This is a genomic window from Endobacterium cereale (assembly GCF_009617585.1).
Classification (GTDB): domain Bacteria; phylum Pseudomonadota; class Alphaproteobacteria; order Rhizobiales; family Rhizobiaceae; genus Neorhizobium; species Neorhizobium cereale.
In genome coordinates, this window is record NZ_WIXI01000048.1 from 185392 (window position 1) to 206759 (window position 21368).

Consider the following 21368-nt stretch of genomic DNA (forward strand, 5'->3'; position numbering starts at 1 on the left):
TTTGGGCGCATTTCATTAACCGGGGGATTATGAATTGAAAGCCAATCGCGTCAAATTCCGTCATTTGCAGACTTTTGTGGAGGTTGCGCGCCAGAAAAGCGTGGCGAAAGCGGCCGATATTCTCAGCGTCAGCCAGCCGGCCGTGACCAAAACCATCCGCGAACTGGAGGAAGCACTCGGCGTCGCCGTTGTCGAACGCGACGGCCGCGGCATTCGCCTGACGCGCTATGGCGACGTTTTTCTGCGCCATGCCGGTGCGGCGCTGACGGCGTTGCGGCAGGGCGTCGACAGTGTTTCGCAGGAACTGTTCGATGCAGCTCCGCCGGTGCGGGTCGGTGCGCTGCCGACCGTTTCGACGCGTATCATGCCGCGCGCCATGTCGATGTTTCTGAAGGAAAAGACCGGCAGCCGCATCAAGATCGTCACCGGCGACAATGCCGTTCTCCTGGAACAGTTGCGGGTCGGCGATCTCGATCTCGTGGTCGGACGGCTGGCCGCGCCGGAAAAGATGGCCGGCTTCTCCTTCGAACACCTCTATTCCGAACAAGTGGTGTTCGCGGTGCGCGCCAGCCATCCCCTGCTCGCGGCCGGCACATCCATATTCGAGGGTTTTGCCGATTATCCCGTCCTGATGCCGACGCGCGGCTCGATCATCCGGCCTTATGTGGAACAGTTTCTGATCGCCAACGGTGTCGCCAACCTGCCGACACAGGTGGAAACGGTTTCCGACGCCTTTGGCCGCGCCTTCGTGCGCCAGAGCGATGCGATCTGGATCATTTCGAAGGGCGTGATCGCCACCGATCTGGCCGACGGGTTTCTGGCGGCTCTGCCGATCGATACATCGGAGACGCGCGGGCCGGTGGGCCTGACCATCCGCGCCGATGCGACACCATCCCTGCCGCTGACGATCCTGATGCAGACGATCCGGCAGGCGGCGGAGGAACTGGTTGCCGGCGCGTAATTTTTCGCCGGCAACCGGAAACGATCAGAGCCGTTTCACACCCGACGAGATGATGTCGAGATAAACGGCGATGACGAGGATGATGCCCTTGATGATCTGCTGCCAAAAAGTGTCGACGCCCATCATCGACATGCCGTTATCCAGACTTGCCATGATCAGCGCCCCAACCAGCGCACCGATAACCGAGCCGACACCGCCGCGCATGGACGTGCCGCCGATAAAGCAGGAGGCGATGGCATCGAGTTCACCACCGAAACCGGCCGAAGGCGTGCCGGCGGCAAGGCGTGCCGTAGTGGTGAGGCCGGCAAGCGCCGCCATCAGCCCCATCAGGCCGAACACCGACATTTTCACCAGATTGACGTTGACGCCGGAGAGGCGCGTAGCCTCGGAATTGGAGCCGGCGGCATAGATATAACGGCCGAACACCGTGCCCTTGGCGATGACCGTGAAGACGGCCAGCACGAAGAGCAGCAGCAGAACCGGCACTGGAATGCCCTGATAGGAATTCAGCACCAGCACGAAACCGAGGATAAGCAGCCCGGTGCCGAACAGTTTTGCCGCTTCCGCAACGGGTGTCGGCACTTTCAGATTGTGCTGAAGCCGTTTGCGCCGGGTTCTGATGGCCATGAACAGCAAAACGGCAAACAGCAGGATCGCGCAACCATTGCCGAGCCAGCCGGGCAGATACCCCTGCCCCAGATATTTCAGGCCCGGAGAAACCGGCGCAATGGTGATGCCGCCAGTCAAGCCCAGGACAGCACCGCGAAAGGCGAGCTGCCCGCCAAGCGTGACGATGAAGGAAGGAATGCCGAGATAGGAGGTCAACCAGCCGTTCATCAGGCCGAGAGCGGCACCGGCAAGCAGCACGAAGGCGATCGTGCCCGCCAGCGGCCAGCCATAAACAGCATCGAGAATGGCCGCGATTCCGCCCAGCAGCCCCAGCAGCGAACCGACCGAGAGATCGATTTCACCGGCCACGATGACAAACACCATGGCTGCAGCCAGCATGCCGGTAATCGCCATCTGGCGCAGGAGGTTAGAAAAATTGCGGGCCGTCAGGAAGCCTGAGACGCCGGTATCGGTATTGTAGGTGAGATATCCGAACAGCGCCCAGATCAGCGCCACCACGATCAGCAGCGCGACGATCTTGTTTTCGGACAGGAATTTTCTCAAAACTATGCCAGTCATATCAAAACCTTCACCAGCCATGCCATAAGGATCAGGCGACCTGTGCGGCATGGCCGATCGCGGCCGCCAGCACCTGTTCCTGGGTGAGATTGTCGTTGACGAAATCGCCGCGCAGCTGCCCCTCGCCGATCACGAGGACACGATCGGAAATGCCCAGAACCTCCGGCAGTTCGGAGGAGACCATCAGCACCGCAACGCCGGTCTTGGCGAGCGCGAAGATCAGCTTGTAGATCTCGTATTTGGCCCCGACATCGACGCCGCGCGTCGGTTCGTCGAGGATCAGCACGCGCGGCTCCGGCAGCATCATCTTTGACAATACCGCCTTTTGCTGATTGCCACCCGAAAGCGAGGCAATCGGCAGCATCGGATCGGCGGTCTTGATTTTCAGCCGCAAAATCTCCGCCTGGATCTGCGCCAGTTCCTGATGTTCGTCGATCAGGCCGAAACGCGCGAAACGGCTGAGCACCGACACCGTCATGTTGTGGCCGACACCGATGATGGGAAGAATACCGCTCTTCTTGCGATCCTCCGGCACCATGCAGATGCCGGCCCTGACGGCATCGCGTGGTGTCCTGATCGACACTTCACGACCATCGAGATGGATTGTGCCCTGATGCGCGGTTGGATAGGCGCCAAAGAGGGTGGAGACCAGCTCGGTACGGCCCGCGCCGACAAGGCCGGCGATACCAAGAATCTCACCCTTGCGGATTTTGAGCGAAACATTGTCGACCACCTTGCGGTTGGGATTGGTGACATCCCAGCAGGTGATGTTGCGCGCCTCGAGAATGACCTCGCCGATCGCGTGGTCTTCCTTCGGATAGAGGTTTTTCATCTCGCGCCCGACCATCATCGTCACGATGCTGGCCGTGTTGAGTTCCGCCATCGGTTTCGTGCCGATATGGGCACCGTCGCGGATCACGGTAACCGTATCGGCAATCTCCGCCACTTCCTCCAGCTTGTGGGAAATATAGACGCAGGCCATGCCCTCCGCCTTGAACTGCTTGATGAGATCAAGAAGCGTGCGGATTTCCGACGAGGTCAGCGCCGAGGTCGGTTCATCGAGGATCAGCAGCTTGGCGTTCTTGTTGAGCGCCTTGGCGATTTCGATGAGCTGCTGTTTGCCGCCGGAATAGTTCAGGACAGGCAGCGCCGGATTGATGTCATGGACATTCAGCTTGGCCAGCAGTTCCTGAGCCCGCGCATTCATCGCGTCGTAATCGAGAAAACCATGGCTGCTGATCTCGTTGCCGAGAAAGATGTTTTCCGCCACCGACAGATGCGGCACCATCATCAGTTCCTGATGAATGATGGCAATGCCGGCCTTTTCGGTTTCGCGAATGGACGTTGCCTTCAGCTCGCGACCTTCCCAGAAAATTTCACCTTCCCAAGTGCCGTAGGGGTAAACGGCGGATAGGACCTTCATCAGGGTGGATTTGCCCGCACCGTTTTCGCCGCAAAGGCCAACACATTCGCCGGGACGGACCTGCAGATGAATGCCATCCAGAGCTTTTACGCCGGAAAAGCTCTTGGAGATGTTTTTCATCTCGAGAAGAAAAGATTCGCTCATGACACCTCGCACATGAAAACAAGCCCCGGAACCGTTCAGGCTCCGGGGCCAACCGGCCGGGTTACTTCAGGCCAATCTGTTCCTTGGTGTAGAAGCCGTCTTTCACGTAGATATCGATGTTTTCCTTGGTGACGGCCGTCGGCGTCAGCAGAACCGTATCGACATCCTTGGTGCCGTTGTTGATCTTGGAGGTAAAGGCAGGCTTTTCGCCCTTCACCAGCTGCACCGTCAGCTTGGCGGCTTCCGAGGCGATCAGCTTCAGCGGCTTGTAGACGGTAACGGTCTGTGTGCCATCGACCAGGCGCTTGACGGCGGCAAGATCGGAATCCTGACCGGAAACCGCAGTCTTGCCGGCAAGACCCTGTGCCGCGAGTGCCTGGATGGCGCCACCGGCGGTGCCGTCATTGGAGGCGACGACAGCGTCGATCTTGTTGTCGGCCGCCGTCAGGGCGTTTTCCATGATGGAGAGCGCTTCGGTCGGGCTCCATTCCTTGACCCATTGCGAGCCGACGATTTTTACCTTGCCGGCGTCAACCGCAGCTTTGAGTGCCTTCTCCTGACCGGCACGCAGATATTTTGCGTTATTGTCGGTCGGGGAGCCGCCGAGCAGATAATAATTGCCTTCCGGCTTCGCCTTCAGCACGTTTTCCGCCTGCATGAAGCCAACGCGCTCGTTGTCGAACGAGATATAGGCGTCGACATCGGCATTGAGGATCAGGCGGTCATATGACAGGACCTTGATGCCGGATGCCTTGGCATCGGCCACAACCGCATCGAACACTTTCGAGTTCATCGGCACGATGACGATGGCATCGACGCCCTGCGCGATCAGGTTCTCGACCTGCTTGACCTGCTTTTCCTCATTGCCATCAGCCGACTGCACGCTGACCTTTGCGCCCAGCTGTTCGGCCGCTGCGATAAAATAGTCGCGGTCGCGGACCCAGCGCTCTACGCGCAGATCGTCGATGGAGAAACCGATGACCGGCTTGTCCGGCGATGCGGTTGCGGTGCCGGCGAAAGCACCGACGGCAAGGCTGATTGCCGCGCACGTGAACAGAAACTTCTTCATATCCTACCCTCCTCTAATCGCCCGCCGTGATTGGCGCGCTCCCAACGTTCATGCCGATGACCCTGTGCGTGATACATCGCACGGTGCCAGCAGCACTCGCTGTCTCCCAAAAGCGGCTGACGCCACCTCACGTAACCAGCCAAAAATGTGACTGGTCACCGTCCTCTTGTGAGATTGATACGACGACTCTCGATGGTTGCAAAGAGTTTTTGACTTACGTACCTCACGTGCGAGCGAATGCCGCATGCGGAGTGGATCGAAAATCTACAAATCCGGCGGGAGGCTTCTGAAAAATAAGATGGGAATTCGCAAGCGCCGGCAGGTATTTGGCCGATGGCGCGTGTCAATCGCCGGCAGCGCACTGGCCCCGGCAAAAAATCGGATCACATGCGGAAAAGCGGGTGCCGCAACCATCGCGCAGCACCCGTAAAATCGTCAGAATGCTTTGACGATGGCCAGAAAATCGTTGGCCTTGAGGCTGGCGCCACCGATAAGCGCGCCGTTGACATTATCGATAAAGGCAATCTCGGCGGCGTTATCGGGCTTCACCGAACCGCCATAAAGGATGCGCATGCCCCTGCCCTCTTCCCCGAGCAGATCGATCAGGGACGTGCGGATGAAGGCGTGCAGGCCGGCAATATTGTCGATGCTCGGCGTGCGTCCGGTACCAATGGCCCAGACGGGTTCATAGGCGATGACAACGGCGCCAGATTTCGCGGCAGCAGGAACGGATTCCTGCAATTGCCGCAGCAGAACATCCTGCGTGGCGCCCTTCAACATTTCCTCTTCGGTCTCGCCGATGCAGATGATTGCCTGCAGACCGGCTTCGACGGCGCGCTCCGCCTTGCGCTTCACATCCGCGCTGGTTTCACCACGGCCCTGACGGCGCTCGGAATGACCGACGATGACGGCGCGGCCACCGCTATCGGCCACCATGGCAGCCGACACGTCACCGGTATAGGCACCGTGCGTTTCGCTGCTGCAATCCTGTGCGCCGATGGCAAGCGTCGTGCCTGCCGTTTTGGCGCCGGCAGACATTAGCAGCGTTGCCGGCGGGCAGATGAGCGTGTCGAGGCGTTGGCTGTGTCCCTCGACGCCCTCGGCGATGAGCGCGATTTCGGACAGCGAATGGACAAGCCCGTTCATCTTCCAGTTTCCCGCGATAAGCGGACGAATTTTTTCACTCATGGCATTTACCAGGCCGAGAAACCGCCATCGACCAGAAGGTCGTGGCCAGTGATGAAGGAAGCCGCAGCGCTGGACAGGAACACCGCCGGACCGACCATTTCGTCAACCGTGGCAATGCGCGCCATCGGCGTCTCATTGGCGAAGATCTTCAGCTGATCAGCGACTTCAGGGCGCTTGTTCATCGGCGACAGCGTGTAGCCGGGGCTGATGGCGTTGACGCGCAAACCCTTTTCCACCCACTCCATAGCAAGGCTCTTCGACAGGTGGATCACACCAGCCTTCGACGTGTTGTAATGCGCCTGCGACAGGCCGCGATTGACGATCGAGCCGGACATGGACGCAATGTTGACAATTGATCCCTTGCCGCGCGGCAGCATCACCCGTGCCTGCGCCTGGCAGGAGAGGAAGACGCCGGTGAGGTTGACGTCCATCATCTGCTGCCAGCGTTCGCGCGGCATTTCCTCGGCCGGCATGGCGTTGGCGATGCCGGCCGAGTTGACCGCAACCGTGAGAGCACCTAGCTCCTTTTCGGCGCCTTCAACGGCTGCAGCCAAATGTGTTTCGTCCGACACGCTGCCTTCAAACACAAAGCCCTTGCGGCCATGTGCCTTAACCGCATCCAGCGTCTCGCCGAGACCCTTTGCCGAAAGATCGAACAGCGCCACGTCTGCGCCGGCTTCCGCCAGACCGATGGCAATCGCCTGACCGATGCCGCTGCCGGCACCGGTGACAAAGGCAACATCGCCGGCGAGAGAGAAGAGTTTCATGACAGTCTCCTGAAATTCAGAATGTTAGGCGGTTGCCCGTTCCATGACGGCGTGGCGCGTCGCTTCGGCGCCGGAAAGAATGCCTTGGTTACGGCCACGGGCCATGACCAGAACCTTGTGGGAGAGCCCCAGAACCTCATCGAGGTCGGAGCTGACGACGATGACGGCCATGCCCTGTTTGGCGAGTTCGGCAATTACGTCGTAAATGGCCGAACGGGCTCCCACATCGATGCCGCGCGTCGGTTCATCGAGAATGACGATCTTGGGTCCCGACGAAATGGCGCGAGCGATGACGATCTTCTGCTGGTTGCCGCCGGACAATTCATTGGCGCGCTGGTCGGCGCTGCCCTTGATGCCGAAACGCTTGATGGCGGTGGTGGCAAAGTTGCGGATCTCGGTCGGCGTGACCCAACTGCGCGGTGTGATGCGCGGATAATTGCCGAGCGCGATATTGTTGCCGATCGTGTGATCGAGCACGAGGCCCTGCAGCTTGCGATCCTCCGGCACCAGTGCGATGCCGGCCGCCATGGCATCCCCCGGGCTTTTGAGGGTCAGAACCTTTCCATCAACAGTGACGGAACCGGTTTTGACCGGATCGGCACCGGCAATGGCGCGCACCAGTTCGGTGCGGCCCGCGCCGACAATGCCGGCAATGCCCATCACCTCACCGGCAGACACCGTGAAGCTGACATCATGGAAATCGCCTTCGGCCGACGAGAGGTTTTTCACCTCGATCAACGGCTTGTGGGTCGGGGCCGGCAGATGCGGAAAGATACGGTCCAGCTGGCGGCCGACCATGGCCTCGACCAGATTGGAAACCGGCACCTTGGCGCTATCGAAATTGGCCACCAGTTCACCATCACGCATGACGATGACGCGGTCGGCGATACGGGCGATCTCTTCGAGACGGTGCGAGATATAGATGAAGGACACGCCTTCTTGTCTCAGCCGCTCGATCTGCTCGAACAGCTTGTCGGTCTCTTCACCGCCGAGGGCCGCAGTCGGCTCGTCGAGAATGAGGAAACGGGCGTTGAGCGTCAGCGCCTTGGCGATTTCCACCTGCTGCTGGGCGGCGACGCGCAGATATTTGACCTTGGTGGCCGGGGAAACATTGAGGCCGAGGCGCTTCAGCTGCTCGTCGGCGCGACGGTACATTTCGAAATTGTCGATGCGGCCGGAACGGGTCGGCAGGCGACCGACAAAGATGTTTTCCGCAATGGAAAGCTCGGGAAGAAGCCGCATTTCCTGATGGATCAAGCCAAGACCGGCATTCAGCGCATCGGATGGCGTCGCCGGGGAATACGCTGCGCCCTGCCATTTCATGCTGCCGTCGGTCGGGGTGACCAGACCTGCGATGATGGAGGAGAGCGTCGACTTGCCGGCACCGTTCTCACCCAGAAGCGCCACGACTTCACCGCGCTTGATGTCAAAGCTGACATTCTTGAGAACGGTGATCTTGCCGTAGGTTTTCGACAGGTTGCGAACCGACAGAATGGTTTGGTCCGTGTTTTCGGCGCTGTGGTTTTCAGTAGGCATGTCGGCCTCCTTTCCGAGCATGGGACCTGCGCCCCGGAGAAAACCGGGGCGCAGTGTTTCGATCAGGGATGTTCCTTGATGAAGGCTTCGGCATTGTCTGCCGTGGTCAGGGTTGCCGGCTGCAGCTGTTCTGCCGGCGGCTTCTCGCCCTTGATCAGCTCAAGCGCTGACTTCAGAGCAAGACGGCCCATGCCTTGCGTCTGCTGGGTCATGGTGGCCTTCAGCGTACCGGCCTTGACGGCTTCGAGCCCGGCGCGGTCACCGTCGAAACCGACGATGATGGCATCGGAAATGCCACCGACCTTGGCAGCCTGTGCGGCACCGAGTGCGAGCGCATCTGCGCGGCCGAAGAAGATGTTGATCGTCGGGTTACGCTGCAGCATGTCCTGAGCGATGGCAAAACCTTCGTCCTGCATCCAGGCGTTCGATGCCTGACGGCCGGCTTCCTTGATGCCGGGGCATGCCTTCATGGCTTCGGCAAAACCCTTGTCGCGATCCTGCTCCGGCGTGGTGCCGAGCTGGCCCTGGATGACGGCGAGCGTGCCCTTGCCACCGGAAACCTTGCAGACGTAATCGCCGAGTTCCTTGGCAGCGGCAACGCTGTCGGTGGCGATGAACGTGTCGCCGGGTGCGCCTTCCGGGTTACGGTCGACTGTCACAACCGGGATCTTGGCTTCCTTGGCGGCCTTGACCGGAACGGTTGCGGCGGTCGCGCCGGCCGGGATGTAGATCAGCGCCTTGACCTGGCGGGTGATCAGATCCTGGATCTGGCTGACCTGCGTGGCGCTATCGCCCTTGGCGTCGACGGTGACGACTTCAATGCCCTGTTCCTTGGCAGCCTTTTCAACCGATTCCTTGATCTGGTTGAAGAAGTCGGCCTGCAGGTTGGCGACGGCGAGGCCGATCGTTACCTTTTCCTGGGCTTGTGCCGCGAAAGCCATGGCCGAGAAGGCGACGGTGGCTGCGAGCATACGGAAAGTCTTCGTCATGTGTTCCTCCACTGAATTGACGACAATTTCTATGGTCTGCTTCTAAGGTATGCTGGGTATGCGAGAACTGGAGAGCACCCTCCCCCGGTGCCGGTTATCTCCTCTTTCTTCCGAGCGTGTCGAAGGTAACGGCGGCAGCGATCACGACGCCGATCAGCACCTGCTGAATGAAGGGCGAGACACCGAGAAGGTTGAGACCGTTACGCAGGACACCGATGATGAAGACGCCGACCACAGTGCCGAAGATCGAGCCGACGCCGCCCGAGAGCGATGCGCCACCGATCACGACAGCTGCGATGGTGTCGAGTTCGTAGCCAAGACCTGCACTGGGCTGGGAGCTATCGAGGCGGGCGGCAAAGGCGACGGCGGCAAGGCCTGCCAGCGCGCCGCTGAGCGCATAGACAATGCAGGTATTGAGATTGACGTTGATGCCGGCAAGGCGCGCCACTTCCGGATTGCCACCGATGGCAAACAGGTTACGGCCGGCCGGGCGATACTTGAGGATGATCGCGGCAATGATGGCGAGCACGATGAAGGTGGCAACCGTCATCGACAGGAAGCCGAACTGGCGAACCGTGGCAAGCGAGGTGAACCAGTCGGGATAACCAACGATCTGCTTACCTTCGGTAAGAATGTTGGCAAGGCCTCTGGTCACCGACATGACAGCCAGCGTGGCGATGAACGGCGGCAGTTTGGCAATCGTGATCAGCAGGCCGGAAACGAGGCCGCAGATCGCACCGGTCGCGATGCCGACGACGATCGCAAGCTCCAGCGGCAGGCCAAGCTGCCGCTGCATCACGCCCATCATCATCATCGAGAAGGCAAGCACGGAGCCGACCGAAAGATCGATGCCACCGATGACAATGACCAGTGTCATGCCAATGGCGAGAATGCCGAGCACGGTGACCTGATCAAGAATGTTGAGGCCGTTTCTCGCCGACAGGAAAAATTCCGACGTCACCGAGAAGAAGACGCATAACAGGATGAGGCCGACCAGCGGTCCCGACATCTTCTTCACGAAGGACATGCTGATGAAGCCCGTCTTCGGCGCCACCTGTTCCGTGATCTCACTCATAAAAGCCTCCCTGCCGCACACCTTCTCCTGCGTGCGATCATTAAATTATCAGTAGGTACCCGAACGCTCCGCCTTGCGGTTTTCCGGGCGCTCGTGAACGGACAGGCCGCGAGAGCGCGCCACCATCCGTCTCCATTCCTGTCGCTGCCGCTGACGGGCGAGATCGTCCATCCGGGGCTCGAAGACGTTTCCTTCACGCGGCAGAGCCGCGAGATCGTCCAGTGTCCAGATTCCGGCACCGAGGCCCGCCAGATGGGCAGCGCCCATGGCCGACAGCTCCGCCGTCTGCGGACGCACGACCGGCACACCAGCCAGGTCCGTTTCCAGCTGCATCAGCAGTTCGTTCTTCGTCGGCCCACCATCGACATACAGCTGATCGACCCTGAGGCCGGAGAGCAGCACGCGGTCGAGCACATCGACGATCTGGTGGGCGATGGAACCCACCGCCGCCCGCGCCACTTGTGCCCGCGAGGTGCCAAGTGCGACGCCGCCGATGATGCCCACCGCATTGGCATCCCAATAGGGAGCGCCGAGGCCGCCGAAGGCCGGCACGATGGTGACGCCGTTGCTGTCCGACACGCTTGCAGCAAGCGTTGCGAGTTCAGCCGTGCTGATGCCGAGGAATTCTGCCAGCCAGACGAGGGTCGAGCCGACCGAGCGGATATTGCCCTCGAAAGCATAAGCGATGTCATCCACCTGCCAGGCGATCGTGCGGCAGACGCCGAGATCGATCTGGTCGGCCGGAATGGCGCTATCGTAAAGCCCCATGACCGATGAGCCTGTGCCCTGCGTGGCTTTCACCTTGCCCGGCTGGAAAGCGCCGTGGGCAAACAGGGCGGCATGGCTGTCGGCGAGAACCGCAGTAACTGGCGTGCCGTCGACGAGCGGAGCGATGCCGCTGACCTTGGCGAAGTCGTAACGCGACGGCACGATGCGCGGAAGGGAAGCCCGCGGAATATTGAAAAGCGCGAGGAGATCGGCGTCGTAATCGCCCTTCTCCAGATCGACGAGCTGCATGCGCGACGAATTGCCGATCTCCACCACATGTTCGCCGCCAAGGCGGAAAATCAGGTAGCTGTCGATCGTGCCAACGCAAATCTCTCCGGCTTTCGAGCGCGACCGGTCTGGATCGACACGATCCAGCAGCCACTGTGCCTTGACGGCGGAAAACATCGGATCGAGCGGCAGGCCGGTTTTGGCCCGGATCATCGCTTGCGTTGCTTCAGGCACGGCTTCGCAAAGGCTCAGCGTGCGCTGGTCCTGCCAGGAGAGAAGCGGCGACAGCGGTTTGCCGGAGCTACGATCCCACAACAGGCAGCTTTCGCGCTGCGTCGAAAAACCGATGGCGATGATATCGCCAGCAGTCTCGGGCGACACGGCTTCGCGGATGGCGGCCAGCACGCTCTGCCAGATCTCTTCGGCATCCTGCTCGACCCAGCCCGGCTGGGGCGTCGACAGGCCGAGCGGATGCTGGCCGCGGGCAACGACCTTGCTGTCGCGGTCGACGAGCAGGGCTTTTGTGGAGCCCGTACCCTGATCGATTGCGAGGACGAAGGGGCCACTCATGGCTCAGCCCACCAGCTTGCGGGCTGCATCTGCAATGCCCTTGGCCGTCAGGCCAAAATGCTCGAGCAGAAAATCGTTGGAGCCGGTCGGCGCAAAGCTGGTGACGCCGAGGAATTTTGCCTTTGCAGGATGGTTTTCGGACAGCGTCATCGAGACCGCAGCGCCGAGGCCACCTTCCAGAACGCCTTCTTCCGCAACGACCAGACCCTTGGTTTCCTTCGCTGCCTTGATGATCGTCTCGGCATCAAGCGGCTTGATGGTGGAAACGTTGAGAACGCGGGCCAAAATGCCTTCGGCGGCGAGAATGGCCTGCGCTTCGATGGCGCGGGATACCAGCGTGCCGGTCGCAACGAGGGCGACATCGTTGCCATCACCGGTCACGTCGATCTTGCCGAAGGTGAAGGCGGTTTCGCGATCAGCCGGGGTCACCGACGGAACCTTGTGGCGACCGACGCGCATATAGATCGGACGGCCGGAGGCGACGGCCCAGTCCATGGCGGCCTTGGTCTGCTCCGGGTCGGCCGGAACGAGAACGTCGAGATTGTCGATCGCCCGCATCCAGCTCAGATCCTCGATCGAGTGGTGGGTCGGGCCAAGTTCGCCGTAAGCCATGCCCGGGCTCATGGCGCAGAGCACGATGCCGTAGTTGGAATAGGCAACGTCGGCCTTGACCTGTTCGGTGGCGCGACCGGACAGGAACGGACCTGCGGCGCAGACGAAAGGAATGAAACCGGCATTGGCGAGACCGGCGGCAACACCGACCATGTTCTGTTCGGCAATGCCGACATTGATCAGGCGATCCGGAAAACGGTCGCGGAAGGCATTGAGGTTGCTGGAGCCGACCGAGTCGTTGCAGACGGCAACGATGCGGGGATCGGCTTCGGCAAGGGCGATCAGCTTTTCGGAAAAAGCGACGCGGCAATCGAAGGTTTCGTTGGAAACACTGCTATGGGCGTTCATCAGGCAAGTTCCTTCAATGCGAGTTCGACCTGCTCCTTGGACGGAACCTTGTGATGCCATTCGACACGGTCCTCGATGAACGAGACACCCTTGCCCTTGAGCGTGTTGGCGATCACGGCGAGCGGCTTGCCGTTGCGATTCTGGGTAAAGGCCTTGAGCAGTGCTGCGGTATCATTGCCGTCGATTTCGGCGACTTCCCAACCGAATGACGCCCATTTTTCGGGAAGCGGGTCAAGCGAGGCGGTGTCTTCCGTGCGCGCGCCCTGCTGCAGGCGGTTACGGTCGACGATGACGACCAGATTGTCGAGCTTGCGATGGGCTGCAGTCATCGCCGCTTCCCAGTTGGAGCCTTCCTGCAATTCGCCGTCACCGGTGAAAACAAAAGTCTGCCAGTTCTTGCCCGACAGTTTTGACGCGACGGCAGAGCCGACGCCGATCGGCAGGCCGTGGCCGAGCGGACCGGTATTGGCTTCGACACCCTTGACCTTGAGACGGTTCGGGTGACCGTTGAGCTTCGAGAGCGGCTTCATGAAGGTTTCGAGATCGTCGACCGGGAAAAAGCCGCGCAGTGCCAGAACCGAATACAGGGCCGCAGCACAGTGGCCCTTGGAAAGAATGAGGCGGTCGCGGCCCGGATCGTCAGCCGTTTCCGGCGAGATGTTGAGGACGCCGAAAGCAGCCGTCACCAGCGCGTCGGTCACCGACAGGTCGCCGCCGATATGGCCGGCGCGGGCAGTGTCGATCATCTGGACGATAAGGCGGCGAACCTGTTTGGCAACGAGCTTGAGCTGTTCGGCACGCTCGCCTTCCGGCAGGTCGCGGATCGCCGCGACGTCGAGCGGCTTGTTGTCTGGCCAGACTGAGATGGTCACGGCGTCTCCTCCTGTTTTCCTCCGCATGAATATTTATTCACGCTTGATTTAATATTCATGATACGGCAGGATCGAACCATGTCAAGCGCGGTTTTGAAAATCTGGAAACGCCAGGGTTCGGGAAGCAGGTGCTTCGCGATGCCGCCGCGCATGGATGAAAATCTGCAGTTGCAGCCGGCAATCGCGCGCCGCGCATTCCAATGGCGGCGTTTATTTTCTATGCCTCGGACATGCGTCGGGCGGCCCGCAGAGGTTGAGTCTCACGCATTCGAGACAGGAGCCAGCCAGCCATGAGCCGCACCAACGAATTGCGCATGATCACGCGTGTCGCCCAGATGTATCATCTGGAAGGGTTGAAGCAGAGCGACATATCCGAAGTGCTGCGGATTTCGCAGGCATCCGTTTCGCGGCTTCTGAAGCGTGCTGAGGCGGAAGGCATCGTGCGCGTATCGATCGTTGCCCCCAGCGGCACCTATCCCGATCTCGAATCCGCCATCCGCGAAAAATTCGGCATCAGCGAAGTCATCGTCGCCGATTGCCGCGAAGACAATGACGACGCGGTGTTTTCCGCGATCGGCGTCGCGGCCGCCCACCTTCTCGAGCAGACGCTGGAGGATGGCGATGTCATCGGTGTGTCCAGCTGGAGCGCGACGCTGCAGCAGATGCTGGACAACATTCACCCGATCAAACGGGTGCGCGCAGAACGTGTCATTCAGCTGCTCGGCGGCATCGGCGTGCCGAGCGCGCAGATCCATGCCACGCAGCTGACGACGCGTCTGGCCCATCTGATCAACGGCGAACCGCAGCTTCTGCCGGCCCCTTGCGTGACCGGCTCACCGGAATCCAAGCGCATTCTCGTGTCCGATCCACACGTGAAGGCGACGGTGGACCAGTTCAAGCGCGTGACCACCGCCTTTGTCGGCATCGGCGCCATGGCACCGTCCCAGAACCTCATCTACTCCGGCAACACCTTTACCCAGGCTGAGCTGGAGGAACTGGCCCGCCGAGGTGCTGTCGGCGACATCTGTCTGCGGTTCTACACCGCCGATGGCGAGCCGCTGGCCGGCGAAATCTATGAACGCGTGGTCGGCATGACGCTGGAAGAGCTGCAGGCCGTACCCCGTGTGATCGGCACTGCCGGAGGCAAGCGCAAGACGGCGTCCATCGCCGGCGCGCTGCGCGGCAAGCTGATCGACGTCCTCATCACCGACCGCTTCACGGCGGAACGGCTGAGCGAATTAACCTAGAAGCAAACCATATCAGGGAGGTCCCATGTCTCGCTTCACCAACAAGACCGTCGTCATCACCGGCGCAAGCCGCGGTATCGGCGCAGCCATCGCCAAGCGTTTTGCCCGCGAAGGCGCCAATCTCGTCGTCTCTGCGAACGAGGAATCGGTGCATGCCGTGGCCGAGCAGATCCGCGCCGATGGCGGCAAGGCGTTCTCCTTCGTCGGCGACGTGACGGACAAGGCAAGCGTCGTTGCTCTCTATGACGCAGCCGAAAAGGAATTCGGCTCGATCGACGTATCGATCCAGAATGCCGGCGTCATCACCATCGCCAAGATCGAGGACATGACCGAAAACGAATGGGACAAGGTCATGGCCGTCAACACCAAGGGCGTGTTCCTGTGCGCCCAGGAAGCCATTGCCCGCATCCGCAAGCACGGCAAGAGCGGCCGCATCATCAACACCGCCTCCGGCCAGGCCCGTGACGGCTTCATCTACACGCCGCATTATGCCGCGTCCAAGATGGGCGTTGTCGGCATTACCCAGAGCCTTGCCAAGGAAGTTGCGGTCGACAACATCACCGTCAACGCCTTTTGCCCCGGCATCATCGAAACCGACATGTGGGCCTACAATGATGAAGTCTGGGGCAAGCTGCTCGGCACGTATGCTCCCGGCGAACTGATGAAGGAATGGGTGGAAGGAATCCCGATGAAGCGGGCCGGTTCTGGCGAGGACGTCGCCGGTCTCGTTACCTTCCTTGCCAGCGACGATGCCGCCTACATCACCGGCCAAACCATCAATGTCGATGGCGGACTGATCATGTCCTGATACGATTTCGAACGGTCCGTTCACCGCAACGGACCGTTCGAATACGCAAAATCGGCAAACTGCCCCTTGCAATTTGCTAGGTTAGAAACTTATGTTGAAACTGTTCTCAGGGCGGGGTGCAATTCCCCACCGGCGGTATCGGAAGAAATTCCGGAGCCCGCGAGCGCCTTCAGGAAACTGAAGGGTCAGCAGATCCGGTGAGATGCCGGAGCCGACGGTATAGTCCGGATGGAAGAGGACAACGCGAAGACCACCCTTGACCGGGTGTGCGACGCTTGTTCGCCCAAGGGATGTTTGTGCCCGTTTCACTTGGAAACGGTCGCGAGTTGGATGTCGGTTCGCCGGCATAACCCTTGAAAGGCTTGAAAATGACTATTTCAAAAATTGAAGATGCGATCGAAGCCATTCGCCGTGGCGAGATCGTGGTTGTCGTTGATAACGAAGATCGTGAAAACGAAGGCGATCTGGTCATCGCTGCCGATGCGGCTGACCCGAAAGACATCGCCTTCATGATGAACCATGCCCGTGGCCTGATCTGCATCGCCATGGAAGGCGAGCGTCTCGACGCACTCGACATTCCGCTGATGGTGGCGCGCAACACGGAATCGCTGAAGACCGCCTTCACGGTTTCGGTGGATTACATTCCCGGCACCACCACCGGCATTTCTGCTGGAGACCGCGCGGCAACCGTGCGCGCGCTGGCAACTGGCGATGCCAAGCCAGACGATTTTGCCCGTCCCGGCCATATCTTTCCGCTACGCGCGCATCCCGAAGGCGTTCGTGGCCGTCCGGGCCACACCGAAGCCGCCGTCGAACTGGCACGCCTTGCCGGCCGCGCTCCATCAGGCGTGATCTGCGAAGTCGCCAATGACGACGGCACCATGTCGCGCCTGCCGCAACTCGAAGTGTTTGCAGAAAAGCACGGTCTTCTGGTCGTGACCATCGAAGATCTAATCGCCTATCTCAGCACGACTGCAAAGGTCGATGTTGCCGCCTGATCGGCAAGCCTCCAATCACGTGACGCTATCCCGGTGGAGTGAAAAACCCGCCGGGATATTTTTTTGCGCAAAACGGTTTCTGTGCATCCGGTGGCCACTGAACATCGCGCACGGTTAAACCCGCAGAACCGTCGCTCCATCGATATTCCTATCTTCAGCCACCGATCGACAGGTATCGCAGGATCCTGACGTCCCTTTCGTCATAAGCGGCTGAACGTGCCGCCTCGCGAACACGACAACCTGTCCACTTGACAACACATCCTCCATGATCAAACCTAGATCAAAATAATGGCGTCTATTCCATTTTTATGGAAGCAGGAGGTGCGATGCCGGATATGCTGGTAAACCTGTATGCGTCCGAATGTAGCGCGTTGGCGGAGAAGGCCAATGGCGGTTCTGCGATCATTCGCACGGCGCTTGCCCCGGAAATGCATGTGGTCGTCGAGTGGGTGCGAAAGCATTTCAGCGACAACTGGGCAAGCGAGGTCTCCGTCGCCTTTTCCCGTCAGCCGATTGCTTGCCTGATCGCAGTCGATAATGGCCAATTGCTCGGTTTTGCCTGCTATGACACGACGGCACGCGGCTTTTTCGGCCCGACCGGTGTGGCGGAAGAGGCGCGCGGTCGCGGCATCGGTCTCGCCCTGTTTTCCGATTGCCTGCAGACGATGAAGACGATCGGCCATGCTTATGCGTTCATCGGCGATGCCGGGCCTGTCGATTTTTATAAAAGCGCTGTCGACGCGATCGAAATTCCGGCCCGCGACAAGGGTCTTTACGAGGGCATGCTGCGGCGCCCGAAAAAACAATCATGAATACGGGAGAAATCTATGTCCTCGACACCATCGGCACTGTTCGTCGGCCTGCCCAACCCGACCCTTTCGGATGACGAATTCAAGCTGTTTCGCGACACCAACCCGCTTGGCCTGTTTGTCGGACGCCGCAACCTGCGCAATCCCGAACAAGCAAAAATCCTGATCGAACGTTTTCGTGAGGCTGTCGGTCGCGACGATGCGCCTGTTTTCACCGATCAGGAAGGCGGCCGCGTGCAGCATCTCGATGGCGGGCCATGGCCGCTGTTTCGCAGTTTTGGCGAGTTCGCAAAACTGGCTCGCAAGGATTTCGAGGCAGGCCGCAAGGCGCTGCGACTGTCGTCGCAGGCGATGGGCTCGATGATGGCGGAACTCGGCCTGTCGAGCGGCTGTTCGCCGGTTCTCGATCTGGTGTTTGAGACGACAAGCGACGTCATCGGCGCCCGTTCCTTCGGTCCAGACCCGGAATTTATTGCAGCGCTCGGCCGCGAAGTGGTCGATGGCTTGCTTGAAACCGGCAACATGCCAGTGATGAAGCACATTCCCGGCCATGGCCGCGCAACGCTGGATTCCCACAAGGAGCGCCCGGTCGTCGATGCATCGAAGGAGATCCTGACGATGACCGATTTTGCACCCTTCGTTGCCTTGAAGGATACGCCCTGGGCGATGGTGGCGCATGTGGTTTATTCCGCTTACGACCCCGAACTGCCGGCCTCTATATCGCCGACCATGCATGAGGTGATCCGCAAGGATCTGGGCTATGAGGGCGTGCTGATTTCCGACTGCATTTTTATGGAATCCCTGCAAGGTACCCTGCCCGAGCGCGTCAAACAGGTGCTCGATGCCGGTTCCGATATCGCCCTGCACAGCCATGGCACCCTTGCCGAAAGCGAAGCGGCAGCCAAAGCCGCACGTCCGGTGACGCAGGCAACGCTTGATCGCATCGCCGCCGGCAATGCCCGTCTCGGCAATCTCAAGATCGATTACCGCCGCGCGCAAGAGGAAATCGAAGCCATCTTTGCGGAAAAACTCGCCGCCTGACACGACGCATACCCACGATAAAAACAAGGGGAACCGACATGAGGAATACCGTTTTCATTGCGACCGCGCTGGCGCTTCTCGCCGGCACGGCCTCCGCCCAGACCGTTCTGACCGCCAATATCGAGCCGGCCACCACATGGGTGCGCAACTTCAACCCGTTCAACCAGACATCGGCGCGTCAATCGACGCTCGACTTCATGTATGAGCCGCTGATCATCTTCAACCGGTTTGACAGCAACAAGCCGGTCTACCGTCTGGCCGAAAGCTACAAACTCGCGGACGACCTGAAGAGCATCGATTTCAAGCTGCGGGCAGGTCTCAAGTGGTCGGACGGCAAGCCACTCACGGCCGCCGACGTGAAATTCACCTATGACCATATCAAGAAATTCCCGGCACTCGATTTCGTCAGTATCTGGACCTTCATCACCGGCGTCGAAGCCGTTGATGGCCAGACGGTTCGTTTCACCCTGAAGGAACCGAGCTCGATTGCCGCCGAACAGCTGTCGCAGCTGCCTATCGTGCCCGAGCATATCTGGAAGGACATCGCCGATCCGGTGACCTTTGCCAATGAAAACCCGGTGGCGAGCGGTGCGCTGACCGAAATCCCGCGTTTTACCGGCCAGACCTATGACCAGTGCCGCAACCCGAATTACTGGGATGCCGCCAGCCTGAAGGTCGATTGCCTGCGCTTTCCGCAGCTGGCCGACAACAACCAGATCCTGACCGCCACCGCTGACGGCACACTCGACTGGGGCGTGTCCTTCATTCCCGACATCGAAAACGTCTATGTCGCCAAGGACCCGGAACATTATCATTTCTGGTATTCGCCGAGCAGCATGGTGGCCTTCCTGTTCAATCTGGAAACCGCCAGCGAGAACAACAAAAAGGCCTTCAACGACCTGAAATTCCGCCAAGCGATGAGCATGGCGCTCGACCGCGCTGCCATGATTGACATTGCCGGTTACGGTTATCCGACGCTCAACGAAGACCCCGGCCTGATGGGCGAGCTTTACAAGAGCTGGGCGGATGAAAAGGTCGCGGCCGATCTCGGCAAATTCGGCAAATACGATGCCGAAGCCGCCAAGGCGCTACTAGACGAGGCAGGCTACGCCGACAAGGATGGCGACGGTTTTCGCGAAAACCCGGATGGCACAAAGCTGTCCTTCTCAATCGTTGTGCCAAGCTCGTGGACCGATTGGGTCGATACCGTCAACATCGCCATCGAAGGCATGCAGGCGGCGGGCGTCGATGCCAAGATCGAGACGCCGGAAGAGGCGGTGTGGACCTCCAGCCTGATCTCCGGCAAATTCGACGCGGCGATCAACAGCCTGCCGGCATCGGCCTCACCTTATTACCCCTACAAGCGCGCCTTCAGCGTCGCCGACAAGGGCAAGACCCGCTTTACCGCACAGCGCTGGTTCAACCCGGAACTGGAAGCGCTGGTGGTGGAATTCACTCACACCGCCGACCCGGCAAAACAGAAGGACGCGATGGCGAAGGCGCAGCGGATCGTGGCTGAAAACATGCCGATGATCCCGGTCTTCAACAATCCGAACTGGTACCAGTACAATACCAAGCGCTTCACCGGCTGGTCGACGGAGGAGAACCCGTTCGTGAACCCGTCGATCTCGCGCACCAACCCGGCCCGCATCCTGCATCTTCTGGCGCTCAAGCCAGCCGGCTGAGGTCATCAATCCGACGGCAGCCGCATTGCGAAAAAATGCTGCTGCCGGCCTGAGGGAGCCGGTCATGGCCTTTCTGTTTCGCCGCCTGGCGTTTTATCTCGCAGCCTTTCTGGCGGCGGCGACCATCAATTTTTTTCTGCCACGGCTGATGCCGGGTGACCCGATCCAGCTGATGTTTTCCAGCGCTGGCGCAGAACTGCCGCCGGAAAGTCTGGAAGCGCTGAAACTCACGTTTGGGTTTGTCGATGGGCCGCTGTGGAAGCAGTATCTGACCTATCTCGGCAGTATCTTTACCGGCGACCTTGGCCGCTCGATCAAATATTTCCCGCTGCCCGTCACCTCGGTTCTCGGCCACGCGCTGATCTGGACGCTAGTGCTGATGGGCACGGCGACGGTCATCAGTTTTATCCTCGGCACATGGCTGGGTGTAATGGCGGCGTGGAAACGTGGAAGCCGGTTCGATGTGATCGTGTCGGTGACATCGATTTTCGCGACCTCGGTGCCGGCCGTTGTCACGTCGCTGATCGTGCTCTTCGTGTTCGGTTTCACGCTCGACTGGTTCCCCAACGGATACGCCGCCGACCCCTCGCTCGATCCGGCCTTCACGCTGCAATATATTGCAAGCGTCGCCTATCACGGCGTGCTGCCGATGGTGACGCTGTGTACCGTGCTGATCGGCGGCTTTACCGTCACCATGCGCAACAACATGATCAACCTGCTGGGCGAGGATTATATCGTCATGGCGCGTGCGAAAGGTCTTTCCGACCGCCGCGTCATGCTCTGGTATGCCGCCCGCAACGCGCTGCTGCCGACTGTTTCGAGCCTAGCGATTGCCATCGGCACCATTCTCGGTGGCTCGCTGGTGACCGAGGTGGTGTTCAATTATCCCGGCCTCGGCAATGTGCTGTATCAGGCCATTCTGGCGCGCGACTACCCCGTCATTCAGGGGCAGTTGCTGATCATGACCGCTACCATGCTGGTCGCCAATTTTATCGTCGATGTCAGTTATGTCCTGCTCGACCCGCGACTGAAGGCGGCGTGA

19 protein-coding genes and 1 riboswitch are annotated in these 21368 nt (G+C 60.1%); of the genes, 8 read left to right on the top strand and 11 right to left on the bottom strand.

All coding sequences use genetic code 11. The annotated features are described in order from the left end of the window. The first annotated feature begins 34 nt into the window (after nucleotides 1-34). Nucleotides 35-961, top strand: a complete 927-nt coding sequence (pcaQ, locus tag GAO09_RS21210) for a pca operon transcription factor PcaQ (protein ID WP_153357154.1) — start codon at nucleotides 35-37, stop codon at nucleotides 959-961. Nucleotides 962-985: 24 nt separating this feature from the next. Here pcaQ and GAO09_RS21215 read toward each other — a convergent pair whose 3' ends face one another. The 11 genes from GAO09_RS21215 to GAO09_RS21265 form a co-directional block, all read right to left on the bottom strand. Then, a complete protein-coding gene (locus tag GAO09_RS21215; protein WP_153357157.1) occupies nucleotides 986-2149 on the bottom strand; it encodes a sugar ABC transporter permease in 1164 nt (387 codons plus the stop codon). A 31-nt stretch (nucleotides 2150-2180) separates the two neighbouring features. Next, entirely contained in the window at nucleotides 2181-3716 is a 1536-nt protein-coding gene (locus GAO09_RS21220; protein ID WP_153357160.1) for a xylose ABC transporter ATP-binding protein, read from the bottom strand. A gap of 61 nt (nucleotides 3717-3777) precedes the next feature. Beyond that, nucleotides 3778-4785: a D-xylose ABC transporter substrate-binding protein gene (xylF, locus tag GAO09_RS21225; RefSeq protein WP_153357163.1), complete on the bottom strand. Its 1008-nt coding sequence runs from the start codon at nucleotides 4783-4785 to the stop codon at nucleotides 3778-3780. A gap of 435 nt (nucleotides 4786-5220) precedes the next feature. Further along, on the bottom strand, nucleotides 5221-5973 hold the full coding sequence (tpiA, locus tag GAO09_RS21230) for a triose-phosphate isomerase (RefSeq protein WP_153357166.1): 753 nt from the start codon (nucleotides 5971-5973) through the stop codon (nucleotides 5221-5223). Nucleotides 5974-5978: 5 nt separating this feature from the next. Next, complete coding sequence (locus GAO09_RS21235; protein ID WP_153357169.1) at nucleotides 5979-6740, bottom strand: SDR family oxidoreductase; 762 nt, start codon at nucleotides 6738-6740, stop codon at nucleotides 5979-5981. A gap of 24 nt (nucleotides 6741-6764) precedes the next feature. After that, nucleotides 6765-8276, bottom strand: a complete 1512-nt coding sequence (locus GAO09_RS21240) for a sugar ABC transporter ATP-binding protein (RefSeq protein WP_153357172.1) — start codon at nucleotides 8274-8276, stop codon at nucleotides 6765-6767. A gap of 62 nt (nucleotides 8277-8338) precedes the next feature. Next, complete coding sequence (locus GAO09_RS21245) at nucleotides 8339-9265, bottom strand: substrate-binding domain-containing protein (protein WP_153357175.1); 927 nt, start codon at nucleotides 9263-9265, stop codon at nucleotides 8339-8341. 94 nt (nucleotides 9266-9359) lie between these two features. Continuing rightward, a complete protein-coding gene (locus GAO09_RS21250; protein WP_153357178.1) occupies nucleotides 9360-10340 on the bottom strand; it encodes an ABC transporter permease in 981 nt (326 codons plus the stop codon). A 48-nt stretch (nucleotides 10341-10388) separates the two neighbouring features. Next, nucleotides 10389-11906: an FGGY family carbohydrate kinase gene (locus GAO09_RS21255; protein ID WP_153357181.1), complete on the bottom strand. Its 1518-nt coding sequence runs from the start codon at nucleotides 11904-11906 to the stop codon at nucleotides 10389-10391. Between the two features lie 3 nt (nucleotides 11907-11909). Next, nucleotides 11910-12866: a transketolase family protein gene (locus GAO09_RS21260; RefSeq protein WP_153357183.1), complete on the bottom strand. Its 957-nt coding sequence runs from the start codon at nucleotides 12864-12866 to the stop codon at nucleotides 11910-11912. Continuing rightward, on the bottom strand, nucleotides 12866-13681 hold the full coding sequence (locus GAO09_RS21265) for a transketolase (protein ID WP_274379776.1): 816 nt from the start codon (nucleotides 13679-13681) through the stop codon (nucleotides 12866-12868). Before GAO09_RS21265 ends, GAO09_RS21260 begins: the two co-directional genes overlap by 1 nt. Before the next feature lie 347 nt (nucleotides 13682-14028). Between GAO09_RS21265 and GAO09_RS21270 the strand changes: the two genes are divergently transcribed. From GAO09_RS21270 to GAO09_RS21300, 7 genes are all read left to right on the top strand, one after another. Next, on the top strand, nucleotides 14029-14985 hold the full coding sequence (locus tag GAO09_RS21270; RefSeq protein ID WP_153357189.1) for a sugar-binding transcriptional regulator: 957 nt from the start codon (nucleotides 14029-14031) through the stop codon (nucleotides 14983-14985). A 25-nt stretch (nucleotides 14986-15010) separates the two neighbouring features. Beyond that, nucleotides 15011-15793: a glucose 1-dehydrogenase gene (locus GAO09_RS21275; RefSeq protein WP_153357192.1), complete on the top strand. Its 783-nt coding sequence runs from the start codon at nucleotides 15011-15013 to the stop codon at nucleotides 15791-15793. A gap of 98 nt (nucleotides 15794-15891) precedes the next feature. Further along, nucleotides 15892-16037, top strand: a riboswitch (FMN riboswitch). A gap of 124 nt (nucleotides 16038-16161) precedes the next feature. Continuing rightward, nucleotides 16162-16791, top strand: coding sequence for a 3,4-dihydroxy-2-butanone-4-phosphate synthase (gene ribB, locus GAO09_RS21280; protein WP_153357195.1), 630 nt, complete (start codon nucleotides 16162-16164; stop codon nucleotides 16789-16791). Between the two features lie 326 nt (nucleotides 16792-17117). Next, nucleotides 17118-17603 (top strand): GNAT family N-acetyltransferase, encoded by a 486-nt coding sequence (locus GAO09_RS21285; protein ID WP_153357198.1) that lies wholly within the window; start codon nucleotides 17118-17120, stop codon nucleotides 17601-17603. Between the two features lie 15 nt (nucleotides 17604-17618). After that, nucleotides 17619-18641 carry a glycoside hydrolase family 3 N-terminal domain-containing protein gene (locus tag GAO09_RS21290; protein ID WP_153357201.1) on the top strand — a complete coding sequence of 341 codons (1023 nt, stop codon included), beginning with the start codon at nucleotides 17619-17621 and terminating at the stop codon, nucleotides 18639-18641. Between the two features lie 38 nt (nucleotides 18642-18679). Further along, nucleotides 18680-20326 (top strand): ABC transporter substrate-binding protein, encoded by a 1647-nt coding sequence (locus GAO09_RS21295; protein ID WP_153357204.1) that lies wholly within the window; start codon nucleotides 18680-18682, stop codon nucleotides 20324-20326. 64 nt (nucleotides 20327-20390) lie between these two features. After that, nucleotides 20391-21368: an ABC transporter permease gene (locus GAO09_RS21300; RefSeq protein WP_153357207.1), complete on the top strand. Its 978-nt coding sequence runs from the start codon at nucleotides 20391-20393 to the stop codon at nucleotides 21366-21368.

What these genes read in the sequence shown, in the direction of transcription:
- GAO09_RS21215 (WP_153357157.1), bottom strand. Translation starts at nt 2,149, where the DNA reads ATGACTGGCATAGTTTTGAGAAAATTCCTGTCCGAAAACAAGATCGTC.
- GAO09_RS21220 (WP_153357160.1), bottom strand. Translation starts at nt 3,716, where the DNA reads ATGAGCGAATCTTTTCTTCTCGAGATGAAAAACATCTCCAAGAGCTTT.
- xylF (WP_153357163.1), bottom strand. Translation starts at nt 4,785, where the DNA reads ATGAAGAAGTTTCTGTTCACGTGCGCGGCAATCAGCCTTGCCGTCGGT.
- tpiA (WP_153357166.1), bottom strand. Translation starts at nt 5,973, where the DNA reads ATGAGTGAAAAAATTCGTCCGCTTATCGCGGGAAACTGGAAGATGAAC.
- GAO09_RS21235 (WP_153357169.1), bottom strand. Translation starts at nt 6,740, where the DNA reads ATGAAACTCTTCTCTCTCGCCGGCGATGTTGCCTTTGTCACCGGTGCC.
- GAO09_RS21240 (WP_153357172.1), bottom strand. Translation starts at nt 8,276, where the DNA reads ATGCCTACTGAAAACCACAGCGCCGAAAACACGGACCAAACCATTCTG.
- GAO09_RS21245 (WP_153357175.1), bottom strand. Translation starts at nt 9,265, where the DNA reads ATGACGAAGACTTTCCGTATGCTCGCAGCCACCGTCGCCTTCTCGGCC.
- GAO09_RS21250 (WP_153357178.1), bottom strand. Translation starts at nt 10,340, where the DNA reads ATGAGTGAGATCACGGAACAGGTGGCGCCGAAGACGGGCTTCATCAGC.
- GAO09_RS21255 (WP_153357181.1), bottom strand. Translation starts at nt 11,906, where the DNA reads ATGAGTGGCCCCTTCGTCCTCGCAATCGATCAGGGTACGGGCTCCACA.
- GAO09_RS21260 (WP_153357183.1), bottom strand. Translation starts at nt 12,866, where the DNA reads ATGAACGCCCATAGCAGTGTTTCCAACGAAACCTTCGATTGCCGCGTC.
- GAO09_RS21270 (WP_153357189.1), top strand. Translation starts at nt 14,029, where the DNA reads ATGAGCCGCACCAACGAATTGCGCATGATCACGCGTGTCGCCCAGATG.
- GAO09_RS21275 (WP_153357192.1), top strand. Translation starts at nt 15,011, where the DNA reads ATGTCTCGCTTCACCAACAAGACCGTCGTCATCACCGGCGCAAGCCGC.
- ribB (WP_153357195.1), top strand. Translation starts at nt 16,162, where the DNA reads ATGACTATTTCAAAAATTGAAGATGCGATCGAAGCCATTCGCCGTGGC.
- GAO09_RS21285 (WP_153357198.1), top strand. Translation starts at nt 17,118, where the DNA reads ATGCCGGATATGCTGGTAAACCTGTATGCGTCCGAATGTAGCGCGTTG.
- GAO09_RS21290 (WP_153357201.1), top strand. Translation starts at nt 17,619, where the DNA reads ATGTCCTCGACACCATCGGCACTGTTCGTCGGCCTGCCCAACCCGACC.
- GAO09_RS21295 (WP_153357204.1), top strand. Translation starts at nt 18,680, where the DNA reads ATGAGGAATACCGTTTTCATTGCGACCGCGCTGGCGCTTCTCGCCGGC.
- GAO09_RS21300 (WP_153357207.1), top strand. Translation starts at nt 20,391, where the DNA reads ATGGCCTTTCTGTTTCGCCGCCTGGCGTTTTATCTCGCAGCCTTTCTG.